This is a genomic window from Hominimerdicola alba 8, from assembly GCF_000178155.2.
Taxonomy (GTDB): Bacteria; Bacillota; Clostridia; order Oscillospirales; family Ruminococcaceae; genus Hominimerdicola; species Hominimerdicola alba_C.
The window spans coordinates 1-16356 of record NZ_ADKM02000128.1; the positions used below are offsets into that span (position 1 = coordinate 1).

Genomic DNA, 16356 nt, shown 5'->3' on the forward strand with positions numbered 1-16356 from the left:
ATTTCAGCAGTTCGTTTATACAATATGAATACTCGACATTACAATTGAATAGACACCTGCTTATGGCGGGGATGGCGTACAGTCGGTCAACGCGGCAGGTTTGATGGAATCTACTATTCGGGAACAGTTCGTAAGGAATTTCCGGATATTTCAGAGCAAGGAGTGAGTTCCACCAGTTTGATTTGGCTTGACCTCCGATAGCGGAGGTATTCGACAGTGACGCGGCAGCGTTAATTTACGAAAGGTGCTAAGGCCGATGGCATAACACTTTGTTGATTTCGATTATGACCCGATGATATCGGGATCTAATATAGGTTCAGGGAGTGGTGCATTATGAAAATGCGCAACAGACTGTTGAATATTTGAGAGTGAGGAGTGAGTCCCAAGTACAACACAGCTTAGCCTCCGAGCGAGGGAGGTATCCTGACCACAGCACTTGAAGCGCAAACTAATGAAAGGAAATCAGACCGATGGCATAAAAGGTTTTCTGATCTGAATGTTAGCGGCAGGTTCGCCGCACAAATTATATAAGGAGTGGTGCATTATGGTAATGCGCGCTAGACTGCTGAGAATCTGAAAGATTGGAGTGAGTCCGAAGGGTAATGCAGCTTAGTCCCGAAGCGAAGAGGGACACCCCGACAAACGGCGCGTGAGCGCTAGTAATTCTGAAAGGAATGCAGACCAATGGCATAGTTGGTTTTTTATCCCGACTTTTCGGCGGTGGGTTCGCCGCACAAACTATATAAGGAGTGGTGCATTATGGTAATGCGCGCTAGACTGCTGAATATCTGAATGTGAGGAGTGAGTCCGAAGGGTAATGCAGCTTAGTCCCGAAGCGAAGAGGGACACCCCGACAAACGGCGCATGAGCGCTAGTAATTCTGAAAGGAATGCAGACCAATGGCATAGTTGGTTTTTATCCCGACTTTTCGGCGGCGGGTTCGCCGCACAAATTATATAAGGAGTGGTGCATTATGGTAATGCGCGCTAGACTGCTGAATATCTGAATGTGAGGAGTGAGTCCGAAGGGTAATGCAGCTTAGTCCCGAAGCGAAGAGGGACACCCCGATGATCGGCGCGTGAGCGCTAGTAATTCTGAAAGGAATGCAGACCAATGGCATAGTTGGTTTTTTATCCCGACTTTTCGGCGGTGGGTTCGCCGCACAAATTATATAAGGAGTGGTGCATTATGGTAATGCGCGCTAGACTGCTGAATATCTGAATGTGAGGAGTGAGTCCGAAGGTACATGCAGCTTAGTCCCGAAGCGAAGAGGGACACCCCGATGATCGGCGCATGAGCGCTAGTTTAAAGAAAGGTAATTAGACCGATGGCTTGATTTTAATTGTCGCTGATGCGGCACTCGACTAAAATATATTGAAAGGTAATAGGACCAATGAGAAGATAAGTTTTTATCCCGTCTAAAGATTATTTCTCTACCGAAAGGAAATTAAATTCCAATGGAAATTTGATATATATGCCTGCACGTTTGCTATGAGTCTGCTTGCGATGCGGGTAAAGGGTCTTGACTTTCTATATATAACATGAAAGGAATCAAAGTCCAATGGCTTAATATGTGGATCGTAAGAGGGTTGCCGAGTTACGGCAGCCCTCTTTTTGTGCAGCTATTTCCGACTTATATTATCGTTCAAAAAAATTATTGATTACCGACGGTGAAAAATAGCAAACAATACTTGACTTTTATCAAATATTTGATATAATCGTAATTGTCCGATAATATTCGGATGTGTAAAAATTTTAAGCAGTCATCTTTTTGCATAAAGAGCAGATAAAGGTATCAGGGCGCCAAGTCCTGCATCGGTAAAAAGGGCTGCAAAACTATCTCATAGATTATGGAGGGTATGAAGAATTGAAATGTGGAAATGGTTGCGTAAGGGTGAAAAAAATAAGTGAAGAAGAACTGTATATGGATATCACGAGGATATTGACCGCGCTGTGTTTTAAAAAGAAATATACAGGCTACAGATATGTGCGCGATGCAGTCAGGTTTGCGGTGCAGCAGGAGCAGTGCGGAGGGATATCAAAACACATCTATCCGCTTATCGCAAAGCAGAACGGCATAAGTTCTGCGGCGGTCGAAAGCGGTATACGGAGCGCTATCCACAAGGCGTGGAAACTTTCCGACAGCAGCACAAAACAGGAACTTTTCGGCGTATACGGTCAGCCTGAACAGCGTACACCCAGCAACAGTGAATTCGTTTACACGATAGCAGACAAACTGGCGTGCACAGGGAACATTAACGAGTTTCCGAAATGTTGAATAGTATATACAAACGAACTTCCCCGATGCGGGCAGGGTGACAATAAGTCCCCCGAACAGCCCTGAGCATACCCGCAGCGGTCGGTGCGTTTCAGATATGTTGCCGCAGCCACAGCGCTGCGGCATTTTTGTTCTGTGTAAATTTCAGGCGATAAATGTTAAGCGTAATGTATTTTTCAGCCCGCATCACTCAAAATATAAAACAGCAGGAGAGCACTGTCGCTCACCTTGACACGGTCCTGTAAAAAGATAGTCAAAATTTTACCAAAGTCGCAAAAGTCGGTTTTGTAGGGGAAAATCCGCCGTTTTGCAGGAAAAATTGCGCCGTTCCCGAACATGGTGCAGAACGTTCAGAAAAAATTTAAAAAGTTATGGGTATAATGGGATTGACAAAAAAATAACAAACTGGTATAATATATACAGTTACAACGCACATCGCCTTTAACAAAACTGAAACACAACTGAAACTTTACTCAAACAAGGCAGTCGTATCATTCAGATATACCGAAGACGAATGCGGTCAACCCCGTCAGTGCATCTTCTGTGATGCCTGTGAAATGCCGAACGCGGCATTGTGCGGGGCTGAGAGCGTAACTGTGATAGCGGTACTGAAAATGAATGCGGGTATCATCACCCGCTTAACATTGAGATGGAGGAGTTAAATTATGGCAAAAACTACTGCTAAGAAAAGCGAACCTATCTACGTTGACAGCGTTGAGGCTCTTACTGCCAAGATAAAGGAAGTAAGAGAGGCTCAGGCTAAGTTCGCTGAGTACACTCAGGAACAGGTCGATAAGATCTTCAAGGCGGCTGCACTGGCTGCGAACAAGGCTCGTATCCCGCTGGCTAAAATGGCTGTCGAGGAAACAGGCATGGGCATCGTTGAAGACAAGGTCATCAAGAACAACTATGCTGCCGAGCATATCTACAACGCATACAAAAATGTGCAGACCTGCGGCGTTTTCGAGAGAAATGAATCATACGGCACAACTAAGCTGTACGAACCTATCGGTCTGATAGCAGCGGTAATACCTACCACAAACCCAACTTCCACCGCTATATTCAAGACACTGATCTCACTTAAGACCAGAAACGGCATCATCATCAGCCCACACCCCCGCGCAAAGAACTGCACCATCGCGGCTGCCAAGATAGTTCTTGATGCGGCTGTTGCTGCGGGCGCACCTGAGAATATCATCGGCTGGATAGATGTTCCCTCACTGGATATGACCAATGAGATAATGCGCGATTCAGACCTGATACTGGCTACAGGCGGTCCCGGAATGGTAAAGAGCGCTTATTCTTCGGGCACACCTGCACTGGGTGTCGGCGCGGGCAACGCATCGGCTATAATCGATGCTTCTGCTGACATCAAGGTGGCTGTGAACTCCATAATCCACTCGAAGACTTTCGATAACGGTATGATCTGCGCTACCGAGCAGACACTTATCGTTGACAAGAAGATATACAAAGAGGTAAAGGCTGAACTTAAGGCAAGAGGTTGTTATTTCCTTAACAATGAAGAGGCTGACAAGGTAAGACATACCATGATAATCAACGGCGCACTTAATGCGAAGATCGTTGGTCAGCGCCCTGTTGCTATCGCAAAACTCTGCGGCTTTGAAGTTCCCGAAAATGTCAAGGTGCTTATCGGTGAGGCTACCAGCACTGACCGTGACGAGGCTTTCGGTCACGAGAAGCTGACTACCGTTCTGGGTATGTATAAGGCTGACGATTTCGATGATGCACTTGACAAGGCTGAGGCTCTGCTGGAGAACAACGGCGGTCTGGGTCATACATCGGTACTGTGGATAGATAACGTCAACGAGCGCGAGAAGATGATGAAATTCGCTGAGAGAATGAAGACCAGCCGTCTTATCATCAACACTCCGTCTTCGCTGGGCGGTATCGGTGACCTCTACAACTTCAACTTCGCACCATCGCTGACACTGGGCTGCGGCTCATGGGGCGGCAACTCGGTTTCCGAGAACGTGGGCGTTAAGCACCTGCTGAACGTTAAGACTGTTGTTGAGAGGAGAGAGAATATGCTGTGGTTCAGAGCGCCTGAAAAGGTTTATTTCAAGAAGGGCTGTCTGCCTGTTGCACTTGACGAACTGAAAACTGTCATGGGCAAGAAGAGGGCGTTCATCGTTACAGACCAGTTCCTCTACAAGAACGGCTACACCAAGCCTATCACCGACAAGCTGGATCAGATGGGCATTGTACACGATATATTCTTCGATGTTGCACCCGACCCATCGCTGGGCTGCGCACAGGAGGGTGTAAAGGCTATACGTGCATTCGAGCCTGATACCATCATCGCTATCGGCGGCGGTTCTGCTATGGACGCTGCAAAGATCATGTGGGTGATGTACGAGCACCCTGAGGCTGACTTCCTCGATATGGCAATGCGCTTCATCGATATCAGAAAGAGAGTCTACACATTCCCGAAGATGGGTGAAAAGGCTTACTTCATCTGCATACCTACTTCTTCGGGTACAGGTTCTGAGGTAACACCTTTCGCAGTTATCACCGATGAAAAGACAGGTCACAAGTATCCTCTGGCTGACTACGCTCTGCTGCCTAACATGGCTATCATCGACACCGATCTGATGATGAGCGCACCAAAGGGTCTGACTGCAGCTTCCGGTCTGGACTGCATGGTGCATAACCTTGAGGCTCTGGCATCTGTAATGGCTACCGACTTCACTGACGGTATCGCTCTCCAGTCGCTGAAAATGACATTTGAAAACCTGCCTGAGTGCGTTGACAACGGTCAGACCGCAGTCAAGGCAAGAGAAAAGATGGCTCACGCTGCAACTATGGCAGGTATGGCATTCGCAAACGCATTCCTTGGTATAGGTCACTCGCTGGCACACAAGCTGGGCGCTTATCACCACCTGCCTCACGGCATCTGCTGCGCACTGGTAATAACCAATGTCATGAAGTTCAACGCTAACCCTGTTCCTACCAAGATGGGCACATTCTCGCAGTACGAGTATCCCAAGACCCTTGAAAAGTACGCTCTGGTAGCACGTTCGCTGGGTCTGTTCGGCAAGGACGACAAGGAGTGCTTCAAGATGCTCTGCGACAAGGTAGAGGCTCTGAAAGAGCGCGTAGGCTGCAAGAAGACTATTGCTGAATACGGCATCTCTGAGGAAGATTTCCTCGCTACCCTCGACCAGATGTCTGAGGACGCATTCGATGACCAGTGCACAGGCGCTAACCCAAGATATCCTCTCATTGAAGAGCTGAAGGAGATCTACAAGGCTTGCTACTACGGCACTGAGTACAACGGCTGATAGGGTCGGACACTTTGCTGTACTGACGGAAATCAACACAAAATGTAGGGTGGGAGCTTGCTCCCACCTTTTTTTGCGCCCGTTATAAGGAGAAAAAAGAAATGCGCTCGCGGAAGATCCCGTGAGCGCACTTTTTGTCAGATCGTAAAACTTTATTTCATGCCAATGATCATGAATCTCCCAATTTTGATATGTATTGCTGATGATGCAAAATGGCTGTTCTTTCGTACTGTTCCCCCGCCTTCGGCGGGGGAACAGTACACAACCAAATTGGGATTCATGAATTAATGACTCGGTTTTTTCCTGCGGATTTGCCTGCGTAAAGCCGCTTGTCCGCAAGGGATATCATCTTCTCGATGTCGTCATCGGGCTTGCCTTCGGCAACACCGATGGTCATTGTCACACCAAAACGCTTCTCGCCCGACTTGAAAGTTCTGTCAGCGATGGCGCGGCGTATCTTTTCAGCACATTCGCGACCTGCTTCAATGTCGGCATTCGGTATGACGAACAGGAACTCCTCACCGCCCCAGCGTGCCGCGTAGCCCTCAGCAGGCACCGAATGTTCGATTATGTCAGCCACCTGTTTGAGTGCATCGTCGCCCGCACCGTGTCCGTAGCTGTCGTTTATCTGCTTGAAGTCATCTATATCGCCCAGACATACAGCGTAACCCTTGCCTGTGCGTTCGCTGTTCAGATGGACAAGTTTCAGGTATTCACCCATCGCGCGGCGATTGAACAGCCTTGTCAGCGGGTCGATGGTGGCGAGTTTTTGCAGGCTCTCGTTCTTTGAAGTCAGCTTGAACTGCATTATCTCGCGGTTTATCATATAAATGGAAGAAATGTACAGCAGTATCGATGAACCCATTACCACATTAAGGAAATAGATAAGGTCGTTCAGCGAATGGTCGCGGAAAGTGTACATGGCAGTTTCGGCAGAGCCGTATTTTGCACGCATTATGATGTAAAGCGCCAGCGGCACCAACGAAGACAGGTACGGCATGAACAGCTTCCTCAGCGGCATATAGAAAGGTATCGGCATGATGAACAGCAGTATCATCGAAAAGCCCATATCCCAGCCCATTGTGACAATGCCCAGACAAGCGTGGGCGATTATCTCGGCAAGTGATGCCATTATCAGCCCCTTGCGCAGATGCGTCCGAAAAAGCAGCAACAGCAGCGCTGAATAAAACGTTACGCTGAAAATGTTGAAGTACATCATCGGGCGAACGCCCAGTATACCGAACATTATAAGATACATCACATGTCCCAGCAGCAGCGCGCCGATACCTATCAGGTAGGCTGTGCGTTCGCTTATCTTCTCAAAGCGCATGAAGTTGATGTTGTTCTTTTTACGTGATATCGCAGCCATATTGACCCCCCTTCCGGAAAACATCCGTCACGACCTGAACGCGCATGCGCATCAGTATCGGCAGAACCTAATTATACATCTATATTATAAAATATTACAAAATTATTTGCAATACATCAAATTCACAAAATTGGTCTACAATATTAATCTGTCGGAGTTATCTGCGGGAAATATGAACTCAAATGAGGGCGGTTTTTCGCCGTATAATTGATATGGTAAAACTCACGAAGCGGCGATAGACGGTCTATCATTTGAGCATAATCAACTATTCGCACAGCATAAGTTTGTGCATAAAGCATCATACTTTATGATGTTGCGTACACTAAAAAATCGTGCTAAAATATTACGAGAAGTTCGGGCATTCCTGAACTATAAAACAGTCCATCATTTACCCTTTCATAATACAGCGCCGCTTTCGGTATGATATCCGACAGCGGCGTTTGTTATTTGTGAAATTTATGCGCATAAAATTGAAAAATATGTGAAAATTAGCACTCTCCCCTTGACAGTGCTAAAATTAAGTGCTATAATATAGTCAGAACAAAGGAACAGAGCGGAACGCCCGGGAGTCCGCTGATCGTCCCAATGCTCAGATGTATAAACATAAAGCAAATGGTCAAAATATGTTTACCGAGATGATCTCGGCGTGTGAGAAAAGGAGGACTGACCTATGTTACTGCCTACAATTTTTGGTAATGATTTTTTCGATGATATGATGAGTTTCCCGAGATTTGAGGACTTTGGCGATGTTGACCGCAAACTCTACGGCAGGCACGCAGACCGTGTCATGAAGACAGATGTCACAGAGCATGAAGACAGGTACGAGATAGACATCGACCTGCCGGGCTTCAAGAAAGATGAACTTGAACTGAACCTGCAAAACGGCTACCTTACCGTGACTGCCGCGAAGGGTATTGACAAGGACGAGAAATCGGCTGAGGGCAAGATGATAAGGCAGGAGAGATATGCGGGCGCAATGCAGCGCAGCTACTTTGTCGGTCAGGAATTGACTGAAGAGGATATCAAGGCTAAGTTTGAAAACGGCGTGCTGACCCTCTGCATACCGAAGAAAGAGCCGAAAAAGGAGATACCTCAGAAAAAGTGTATAGCGATCGAAGGTTAAAATAAGATAATATAAAGCGGCTGCCGCATGAAAACGGCAGCCGCTTTTTTGTCCTGCGAAAGGGAAGTCAAATTTATGACAAACAAAAAGACCCGACACAAAATCGGGTCTTAGATCCATTATTAAAAACGATCTTAGCCGAGCTTCTTAGCAAGCTGGGACTTCTTTCTTGCAGCGTTATTCTTGTGCAGAATACCCTTTGTGCAAGCCATATCCACCTTCTTGATGGCAGCTCTTACAACCTGCTCCTTGTCGGAAGCGTTGTTTGCAACAGCAGCATCAGCCTTCTTCAGAGCAGTCTTAAGATCGGACTTGATAGCCTTGTTTCTCAGGGTCTTCTTCTCGATGACCTTAACTCTCTTCTTAGCAGACTTGATATTAGGCATTATGGACACCTCCCTCAATGAATAAAATCTCGCTTATCAGGATAAGCTATCCGCAGACTGAGAGGAAATGCGGATAACAGATTGGCAAGCTACATAAGTTATATTAACATATTTTCCGCTGAATTGCAAGGGGTTTTCAAAAAAAATATCTCAAATTTTTTACCCTGCTTTTGTACATATTGTCAAATATGGCTGACCTGCCGACTCACCGCACTAAAGGTCGTTTCGGCGGGCGTTAAAATATCCCCTGTATGACGCAGAAAAGAGGTAATCAAAATGAATGGATCACGCACAGACCTTGCGGTAGAAGCCGCCCGCAGACTGTCCCTCAGCCGCGATATAGAGGGCGCAGAACGCCGCATCGATATCATTGAGAGCGCACAGCTTGAAATGGCGGATATAACCATCTCCACCACAGCCGCCGCCGACACCATCGGCAGACCGAAAGGGCGCTATATCACGCTGAAAGCCCTTGACAGCACGTTTGAGAACTACTGCCCCTGCTTTGCCGAGCGGGTCAAAGTCCTCGCAGAAAGCCTGCGTGACCTGGCAGGCGGTGCAGAGCGTGTGCTGGTGGCGGGGCTTGGCAACCGTCACCTTACTGCCGATTCGCTGGGTCCCCTGACTGTTGACGGTATATTCGCCACCCGCCACATCATGCGGCTCTCCCACGAACTGGAAACAGGCGGTCTGACGGAAGTCAGCGCCGTTGAAACAGGCGTGCTGGGTCAGACGGGCATCGAGTCCACCGAGCAGGTAAAAGCCCTCTGCGAAGCCGTCCGCCCCGACCTTGTCATAGCGGTAGATGCCCTTGCCTGCTGGGAACTGGGGCATCTGGGGCGCACGATACAGCTTTGCGACACAGGCATATCGCCGGGAAGCGGTGTCGAGAATGCCCGCCGTGAACTTTCGCGCGCCACACTGGGCGTTACCTGCATAGCGATAGGCGTGCCGATGGTGGTAGACCTGTCATCTGCCGCCGAAATGATATTCGACCGCCCCGCCCCCGAAGGCAGTGAGCGCATGACCGTCACCCCTGCATCGGCAGACAGACTTGTGCGCTCGGCGGCGGCATATATCTCAGAAGCGATAAATCAAGCCTTCCAGCCCACCCTCACCCCCGAAGAACTGCGGACGCTGGTGTAAAAAACAAAACAGCGCCCACTAAATAATGAGCGCAGTTTCTAGGAAGAAAAGCAGTATTCTTCCGTTCATGCCAATAATTATGAATTATGAATTATGAATTATGAATTAAAACACGCGGTACTCTGGGGGAAATGCCGCAGGTTATCTCGTAGCCGATGGTACCTGTCAGCGCGGCGAGGTGGTCGGCGTTCATCTCGGCGTCCATAAGTATCGCTTCGTCGCCCGATCTTATGTCAGGCAGGTCGGTGACATCGCACATGAACTGATCCATGCAGACACGCCCGCATATCCTGCACCGCTTGCCGCCGATGATGACTTCACCCTTGTTTGAGAGCGCACGCGGGTAACCGTCGGCATAGCCTGCGGTTATGGTAGCCAGCTTCATGCGCCTGTCGCTGACGAAAGTTCTGCCGTAGCTGACAGCTGTACCTGCGTCTATCCACTTCACCTGTGAAACGACAGCTTTCCAAGTCATAACAGGCTTTGGTTCAAAGGGAAGTGGTTTGGCAGGGTCGGGGTAAAGCCCGTACATGATGATGCCCAGCCGCGCCAGCGTACTGCCCTCACCGAAACCGTAAGCGCCGCCCGCAGAATTTTTGATGTGGGCGTGTTTCAATTCTATGCCGCCCGCAGTCAGCAGGTCGCGCACACGAAAGAAACGCTCTGCCTGCATGTTGGTGTAGTCGTCATCAGCCTGCGCTGTGCCGTCAGCAGAGGAAAAGTGGGTGAAGATGCCCTCCAGCGCGATATTCGGGGTCGCGGCGATCTCGGAGAGTTCAGCCGCCTGTTCTTCCGCAGTGCCGTGAACGCCGATGCGGGTCATGCCTGTGTCAACGGCGCCGTGTACCCTGACAGTCCCCTCAGCATTTTTGCTCAGTTCACGCGCATAGCTGAGGTCGGTACATGCCTGTATGACATTGTGCTTTGCAATCAGCGGCGCATATTCGGGCAATGTGTAGCCCAGAATGAGGATATCCCCCGAAATACCCATGCCGCGAAGCCTGATGGCTTCATCGAGGTCAGCCACCGCGAAATATTCAGCACCCAGCTTTTCCTGCAAAAATGGTACTATAAGACTGTCATCATGCCCGTAGCAGGCGGCTTTTACCACATACATCAGTTCAGTGCCCGCAGGCAGCAGCTTTTTGTACTCGGTGACATTGTATTCGACCGCTGAAAGGTCGATCTCTGCCCAGCAGCGCTTTATGTAATCCATTTTAAAACTTCCTTTATGATAAGATGGTTTGGCGAAACAGCCAAACTATAGCAATCCGCCTTAAAATTCAGACAAAATCCGGTCACAAAACCCATAAATCCGAGCTTTAGCGACCGGATTTTGTGAATTTAAATAGTTGGATTGCTATAATTATACTCCGAAACGGCAGATTTGTCAACAAAAAAAGCTGCCCCGCAGGACAGCTTTGTGTAAATGCGTGAAAATTACTTTTCAGCCTCAGCCTTAGCAGCCTCGATCTTAGCCAGCGCTTCGGGAGAAGCAGTAGCGGTCAGCAGATCGCGGATCTCGCCCAGCAGCTTTTCTTCTGCGGAAGGCTCAGCAGCAGCCTCTTCTTCTTCCTCTTCCTTCTTGGCAAGAGCAGCAGCCTTAGCAACAGCGCCGTTAACAGCCTTAAGCATCAGGAAAAGTACCAGTGCGATCACAAGGAAGTTGATGACAGCGGAAACGAACGAACCGTAGTTGAAAGCAACTCCTCTGATCTTGAAAGAACCGCCGACTACCTGCATAACGCCGTTTTCATCCTTCTTCGCACCGCCTGTGATAACAGCGATGAGTGGGTTGATGAAGTTATCGGTCAGCGAGGTAACGATATTACCGAAAGCCGCACCGATGATAACACCGATAGCCATGTCCATAACGTTACCCTTGAGGGCAAACTCCTTGAACTCCGTCATAAATTTCTTAAACATACTTCTGCACGTCCTTTCAGAAAATTTCTGTTAATATAATAGCACACCAAATCATGCAAGTCAAGTCATATTTCGTTAAAATTTTATGCTTTATGGGAATTTTTGCACATCTGCGAGGGCATCTGTCTGCGTGAATGTAAAATAGTGCAGATCAGTATTTCTCTTTAATAAGGTATAAAGAAACGACATATGTCGCTAACGGAAACGATATGTAAACAAAATGTAAATGTTGGTGAAAAGGGGTTGTAATCTGAAAAAGACTGTGGTATAATATAAAAGCTGTCAGGGAAGACAGTAAAGCGATGGAGGACACCTGCTGGGGTATAGCCAAGCGGTAAGGCAACGGACTTTGACTCCGTCACTCGATGGTTCGAATCCATCTATCCCAACCATACTGGGGCGTCGCCAAGCGGTAAGGCAACGGACTCTGACTCCGTCATGTCGAAGGTTCGAATCCTTCCGCCCCAACTAATGCACCTTACATAGTAATGTGAGGTGCTTTTTGTTTATATTGACATGCTCCGAACGGTTCGAGAAGACTGCATGAGAGTCAGAAACAGGCTTTTTTGTGGTGAATATACCAAAAATTATTTTTTGAACTGGTAAATATTATTTGCAATTTGCTATTGACATGACGGTTAAATTGTGATATAATGTGGACAAATCCGAATAGGAGACGTCTTATTTGGGGCATGATACGCTGTACATACTGTTGAGGCAGCTGCTGAAAACTTACTGTTTGAGTAAAGTTAACACAACGTTAACAAAATATTCAACGATGGTATGTATATATGTATTATAATTAGTAACATCGGATTAATTGTATCACCATAATTTCGCGGCGGACAAGTTCTGCGGCGTCAAATGGGTATGATTAAGCAATAAAAATTCAAATTATTAATTTTGGGAGGAATTTTTTATGAACAAGAAGTTATTTGCACTTCTCACATCCGCAGCTCTGATGGCTGGTTTCGTACCTTCTGTTTTTGCAGATGATACTGCTGCTGGCGATGTTAAGGCTACTCTGGAGATCAAGGCACAGTCTGCTACTGTTGCTCCTGAGGCTGAAGCTACTTTTGACGTAGTTCTGACTGCTGACGTTGCTGTTGACACCATTCAGTTCGCTTTCGTTGCTGACGGCGGCGAGATCACCGGCTTCACTTTTGATGAGGCTGCTATCCAGAGCCTGGGCTTCGATGACTGGGGCTACAAGGGTGTTATGAGCGAGCAGGACAAGATCGATTTCCCTGACAACGAGGATTATCAGATCGTAGCTTACGATTCCAACTTCAAGAATGAGTCTGACGTTGTTCCTGCTGGTACTGTTATCGGTACTCTGACTGTTAAGGCTCCTGCTGAGGAGGGCGCTACTGTTTCTGTAACTACTTCTTCTGCTAAGAACACCGCTGGTGGTATCGTAAACTATGATGTTGACGTACCAGCTGCTATCACTGTTGTTGACGGTTCTGTAACTGTAAAGGCTGAAGAGTCTTCCGCAGCTGAGCCTGTTTCTTCTGACAGCGAGTCTTCTTCTGAGTCTGTTGCAGAGCCTGTAAGCAGCAATTCTGAGGTTTCTTCTACCTCTTCAACTTCTTCTGCTTCTTCTACTTCTTCTGCATCTTCCAGCTCTAAGGCAGCTACTAACAACACTACTTCTAACACCAACACCGGTGCTGCTTCTACCGCTGCTGTAGCTCTGGCTGCATCTGCTGCTGCTCTGGTTGTTATCTCCAAGAAGAGAAAGTAATTTGAGCGACTGCTAGAAGTCAAATTTATAAGCATATAACGGCGGAGTCTTTACGGCTCTGCCGTTTTTTGTTGACAATACTGCGGCTTTAGTGTATAATTATGTGGGAGGTGCTTTGATGAAAAAAGTGATACTCTGTCTGCTGACGGTGCTTACAGTGATTTTCGGGCTGACTGCCTGCGGCGCAAGAAGTCTGCCGCCTGAGGAAGAGTCGATGTATGATCTTATAATCACTGAGGAAAGTTCTACAGCTGAAAGTTCTACAGCTGAAACGACGGGATCTTCTGCCCCGACAGAAGAAAGTTCTGCGGCGGAAACTACTGCTGAAAAGTCGAAGAAGTCTGCCACAACGACCACAACTGCCGCCCCCGAAAGTTCACAGGGCGAGTATGTTGAATACTGGTTCAGGACGAAAAACCTCCGCGACCAGCATTATGAGAAACACGGCATAGAGATGGGCTTTGACAACGCCGATGATTACCGCAAAGCGGCTTCCGATGTGGTCAATGACCCTGCCGCACTCCATAAGACCGAGAAAGAGGACGGCGACGATGTCTACTATATCGAGGAAACCAACGAGTTCGTGGTGGTGTCAAAAGACGGCTACCTGCGAACCTATTTCAATCCCGCTCGCGGTAAGGATTACTTCGATAAGCAGTGAGATGTTAAAAAAGTGTTAAATCAGACCTTGTGCTCTTGACATGAGGGCGTTAGTGTCGTATAATTATTTGTAGATTTTGGAAGGTGGGCTGAGTGCATGCTTAACGAAAATAAAGTGAAATTTAAAAAGGCGCTGGCAAAAGTCATTGCTGATATGCGTGCCGATGTGCAGGATAAACTCCCTGAGGTCGGTCCCGCTGATAATGCGCTGAACTTCAACCTGCCGATCATCGGAAGTGATAATTTCGTTGCTTTCCTGTTCGATAACTCGAAAGACCCACATGTGGGTAAGTATAATGTGGTCATCGGTGTGACTTGCAATGGCAGTAATCAGCTTGAAGCTGTACATGCTGTGACAGGTCAGACAAAGGCGCAGATAACCGCATTTTTGGCTAACGAAAATCTTCCCAACCGCCTGTGCGACAGGCTTGTGATGGCATCGGATAAACTCGATGCTGATAAATGACGAAAGGAAACCTTGTATGATGCTGACCGTTAATACTGTCTTTACATACTTTACCAGCTTTGAGCGATTTTTTTGCTCAGAGCGTTTTGGTCGTAGTATGAAAGCAAAACAAACGGAAAATCAGCGCATATAGGTTATGTATATTTTCCATAAGTTTACAGACTGTGCTTTCGTATTGCGAGGGCACAGTTATTTTTATGCAGAAATTCTGACATAAATTTCAATAAATTTCCAAAATATTACAGGAGGAATGAAAAATGGTAATCGTATTGAAAGACGGCGCAAGCAAAACACAGATCGATGAACTTATCGGGTGGCTGACAAGGTTCGATGTGAAGTCAAATCTGGTGGAGGGCGTTCACTCGAAGATAATCGGTCTTATCGGAGATACCACCAGCGTTGATATCGAGTCGGTGCAGGCTAAAGAGATAGTCGAAACCGTCAAGCGTGTGCAGGAACCCTATAAAAACGCTAACCGCCGTTTCCACCCGCTGGATACCGTCATCGATGTACGCGGCAGAAAGCTGGGCGGTGACCGCTTGCAGGTCATCGCGGGTCCATGCTCGGTGGAAACCGAAGAGCAGACCATAAAGACTGCCATCGCTGTTAAAGAAGCAGGCGCGACAATGCTTCGCGGCGGCGCGTTCAAGCCCAGAACTTCTCCTTACGCATTTCAGGGTCTTGGCAAAGAGGGGATCGAGATACTGAAAAAAGCCCGCGCTGAAACTGGTCTGCCCATCGTCACCGAGATCATGGACGTTTCGGATATTGACTTGTTCGATGATGTTGATGTTATCCAGGTCGGTGCAAGAAATTCCCAGAACTTCACACTGCTGAAAGCACTGGGTCGTCTTAAGAAGCCTATACTGCTCAAACGCGGTCTTTCGGGTACTTTGCAGGAACTTCTGATGTCGGCTGAATACATCATGAGTGAGGGCAACGATCAGGTCATACTGTGCGAGAGAGGTATACGTACCTTTGAAACAGCTACAAGAAATGTACTGGACTTGGCGGCTGTTCCGCTGCTTAAACAGAAAACACATCTGCCTATAACCGTTGACCCCAGCCATGCAACGGGTATCGCATCACTTATCGAACCTTGTGCATTGGGTGCGATAGCAGTGGGGGCGCACGCTTTGGAAATAGAAGTCCATATAGACCCTGAGCATGCGTGGAGCGATGGTGCGCAGTCATTGACACCTGCCGCTTTCTCAAAGACGATGGACAAGATCAGAGCGATGGCAGAATTCTGCGGAAGAAGCGTGGATAATTCATAATTCATAATTCATAATTCATAATTATTGGCAGGGGCGAAAGCGGGCTGTTTCGGCGGACACTTTGCCGCCCAACAAAGCTGAGAAAGCACAACAAGCTGTGCGCGAACCAAAGCGCGCGGTCAAGCCTCGCGCCAGCAGGCTTGCAGGGAGCGCGAGGGGCAGAGCCTCTCGCATCGGGGAACGGCAAAGCAACGATACGTGCTATCTATTTGGGCGAACAAAGCAAAAGACGGAAAGAGGACAAGACCCTCGATAAAAACAAGCGGGCAATTCGCTAAGAATAGAGCGTAAACAATTCAGTTGAACACCGCTCCCAATGTGCGTGCGGCGAATTGCCCGCTTGATATTAGCCGAACAGCGATAGCGTTTTCGGCGGTCGACACGCCGACACAGTCGCGTGGCGCAGTCCCCCGCGATAGAGTGTCAATATTTCAAGGCACAAAAATACGCGGGTGGGCGGGCGGGGAACACCCCCATAAAAAGAGTACTGCCAGCCCCATCATGCAAGTGCGCAAAGCAGATAAGATGCACACAAAGTTTATCTAATGTCGGGAGCTTGCTCCCGACAACTGCCCCCGCACTTCCTTGTGATAAAGTACCGCGAAAAAAATATAAAGCATAAAACGTCCGCCGAAATAACGCGGGCGTTTTTTTGCAGAGCGCTGTAACTCTTTCG

Annotated in this window: 12 protein-coding genes and 2 tRNA genes; 10 read left to right on the top strand and 4 right to left on the bottom strand. The window is 47.9% G+C overall.

Translation table 11 applies throughout. The features are described 5' to 3' along the window. Window positions 1-1867: 1867 nt before the first annotated feature. The gene (locus tag CUS_RS18855; protein WP_050792252.1) at window positions 1868-2278 is read left to right on the top strand and encodes a sporulation initiation factor Spo0A C-terminal domain-containing protein; all 411 of its coding nucleotides are present in this window, start codon (window positions 1868-1870) and stop codon (window positions 2276-2278) included. A gap of 665 nt (window positions 2279-2943) precedes the next feature. Beyond that, the gene (gene adhE, locus CUS_RS15840) at window positions 2944-5580 is read left to right on the top strand and encodes a bifunctional acetaldehyde-CoA/alcohol dehydrogenase (RefSeq protein WP_004167548.1); all 2637 of its coding nucleotides are present in this window, start codon (window positions 2944-2946) and stop codon (window positions 5578-5580) included. 277 nt (window positions 5581-5857) lie between these two features. Here the strand turns inward: adhE and CUS_RS15845 are convergent, their stop codons facing one another. Next, window positions 5858-6949: a GGDEF domain-containing protein gene (locus tag CUS_RS15845; RefSeq protein WP_004167540.1), complete on the bottom strand. Its 1092-nt coding sequence runs from the start codon at window positions 6947-6949 to the stop codon at window positions 5858-5860. Window positions 6950-7619: 670 nt separating this feature from the next. On the opposite strand from CUS_RS15845, the gene CUS_RS15850 reads away from it, so the two are divergent. Next, window positions 7620-8072: an Hsp20/alpha crystallin family protein gene (locus CUS_RS15850; RefSeq protein WP_004167489.1), complete on the top strand. Its 453-nt coding sequence runs from the start codon at window positions 7620-7622 to the stop codon at window positions 8070-8072. 134 nt (window positions 8073-8206) lie between these two features. On the opposite strand, the gene rpsT is transcribed toward CUS_RS15850, so the two are convergent. Then, window positions 8207-8458, bottom strand: a complete 252-nt coding sequence (rpsT, locus tag CUS_RS15855) for a 30S ribosomal protein S20 (RefSeq protein WP_004167529.1) — start codon at window positions 8456-8458, stop codon at window positions 8207-8209. Window positions 8459-8734: 276 nt separating this feature from the next. Here rpsT and gpr point away from each other — a divergent pair, with 276 nt between their 5' ends. Continuing rightward, a complete protein-coding gene (gpr, locus tag CUS_RS15860) occupies window positions 8735-9604 on the top strand; it encodes a GPR endopeptidase (RefSeq protein ID WP_004167524.1) in 870 nt (289 codons plus the stop codon). Between the two features lie 91 nt (window positions 9605-9695). Here gpr and alr read toward each other — a convergent pair whose 3' ends face one another. Both alr and mscL read right to left on the bottom strand, forming a co-directional pair. Continuing rightward, window positions 9696-10820, bottom strand: coding sequence for an alanine racemase (gene alr / locus CUS_RS15865; protein ID WP_004167526.1), 1125 nt, complete (start codon window positions 10818-10820; stop codon window positions 9696-9698). Window positions 10821-11044: 224 nt separating this feature from the next. Beyond that, a complete protein-coding gene (mscL, locus tag CUS_RS15870) occupies window positions 11045-11530 on the bottom strand; it encodes a large conductance mechanosensitive channel protein MscL (protein WP_004167503.1) in 486 nt (161 codons plus the stop codon). A gap of 317 nt (window positions 11531-11847) precedes the next feature. Between mscL and CUS_RS15875 the strand changes: the two genes are divergently transcribed. The 6 genes from CUS_RS15875 to aroF all read left to right on the top strand — a co-directional run bounded on the left by CUS_RS15875 (window position 11848) and on the right by aroF (window position 15680). Then, window positions 11848-11922: transfer RNA gene (locus CUS_RS15875), tRNA-Gln, on the top strand. 3 nt (window positions 11923-11925) lie between these two features. Beyond that, a tRNA-Gln gene (locus CUS_RS15880) sits at window positions 11926-11998 on the top strand. Between the two features lie 451 nt (window positions 11999-12449). Continuing rightward, on the top strand, window positions 12450-13277 hold the full coding sequence (locus tag CUS_RS15885) for a hypothetical protein (RefSeq protein WP_004167507.1): 828 nt from the start codon (window positions 12450-12452) through the stop codon (window positions 13275-13277). Window positions 13278-13395: 118 nt separating this feature from the next. Then, window positions 13396-13938, top strand: coding sequence for a hypothetical protein (locus CUS_RS18860; RefSeq protein ID WP_004167519.1), 543 nt, complete (start codon window positions 13396-13398; stop codon window positions 13936-13938). Between the two features lie 96 nt (window positions 13939-14034). Beyond that, window positions 14035-14403, top strand: coding sequence for a hypothetical protein (locus CUS_RS15895; protein WP_004167501.1), 369 nt, complete (start codon window positions 14035-14037; stop codon window positions 14401-14403). Between the two features lie 257 nt (window positions 14404-14660). Further along, entirely contained in the window at window positions 14661-15680 is a 1020-nt protein-coding gene (gene aroF, locus CUS_RS15900; protein ID WP_004167490.1) for a 3-deoxy-7-phosphoheptulonate synthase, read from the top strand. The last annotated feature ends 676 nt before the right edge of the window (window positions 15681-16356 follow it).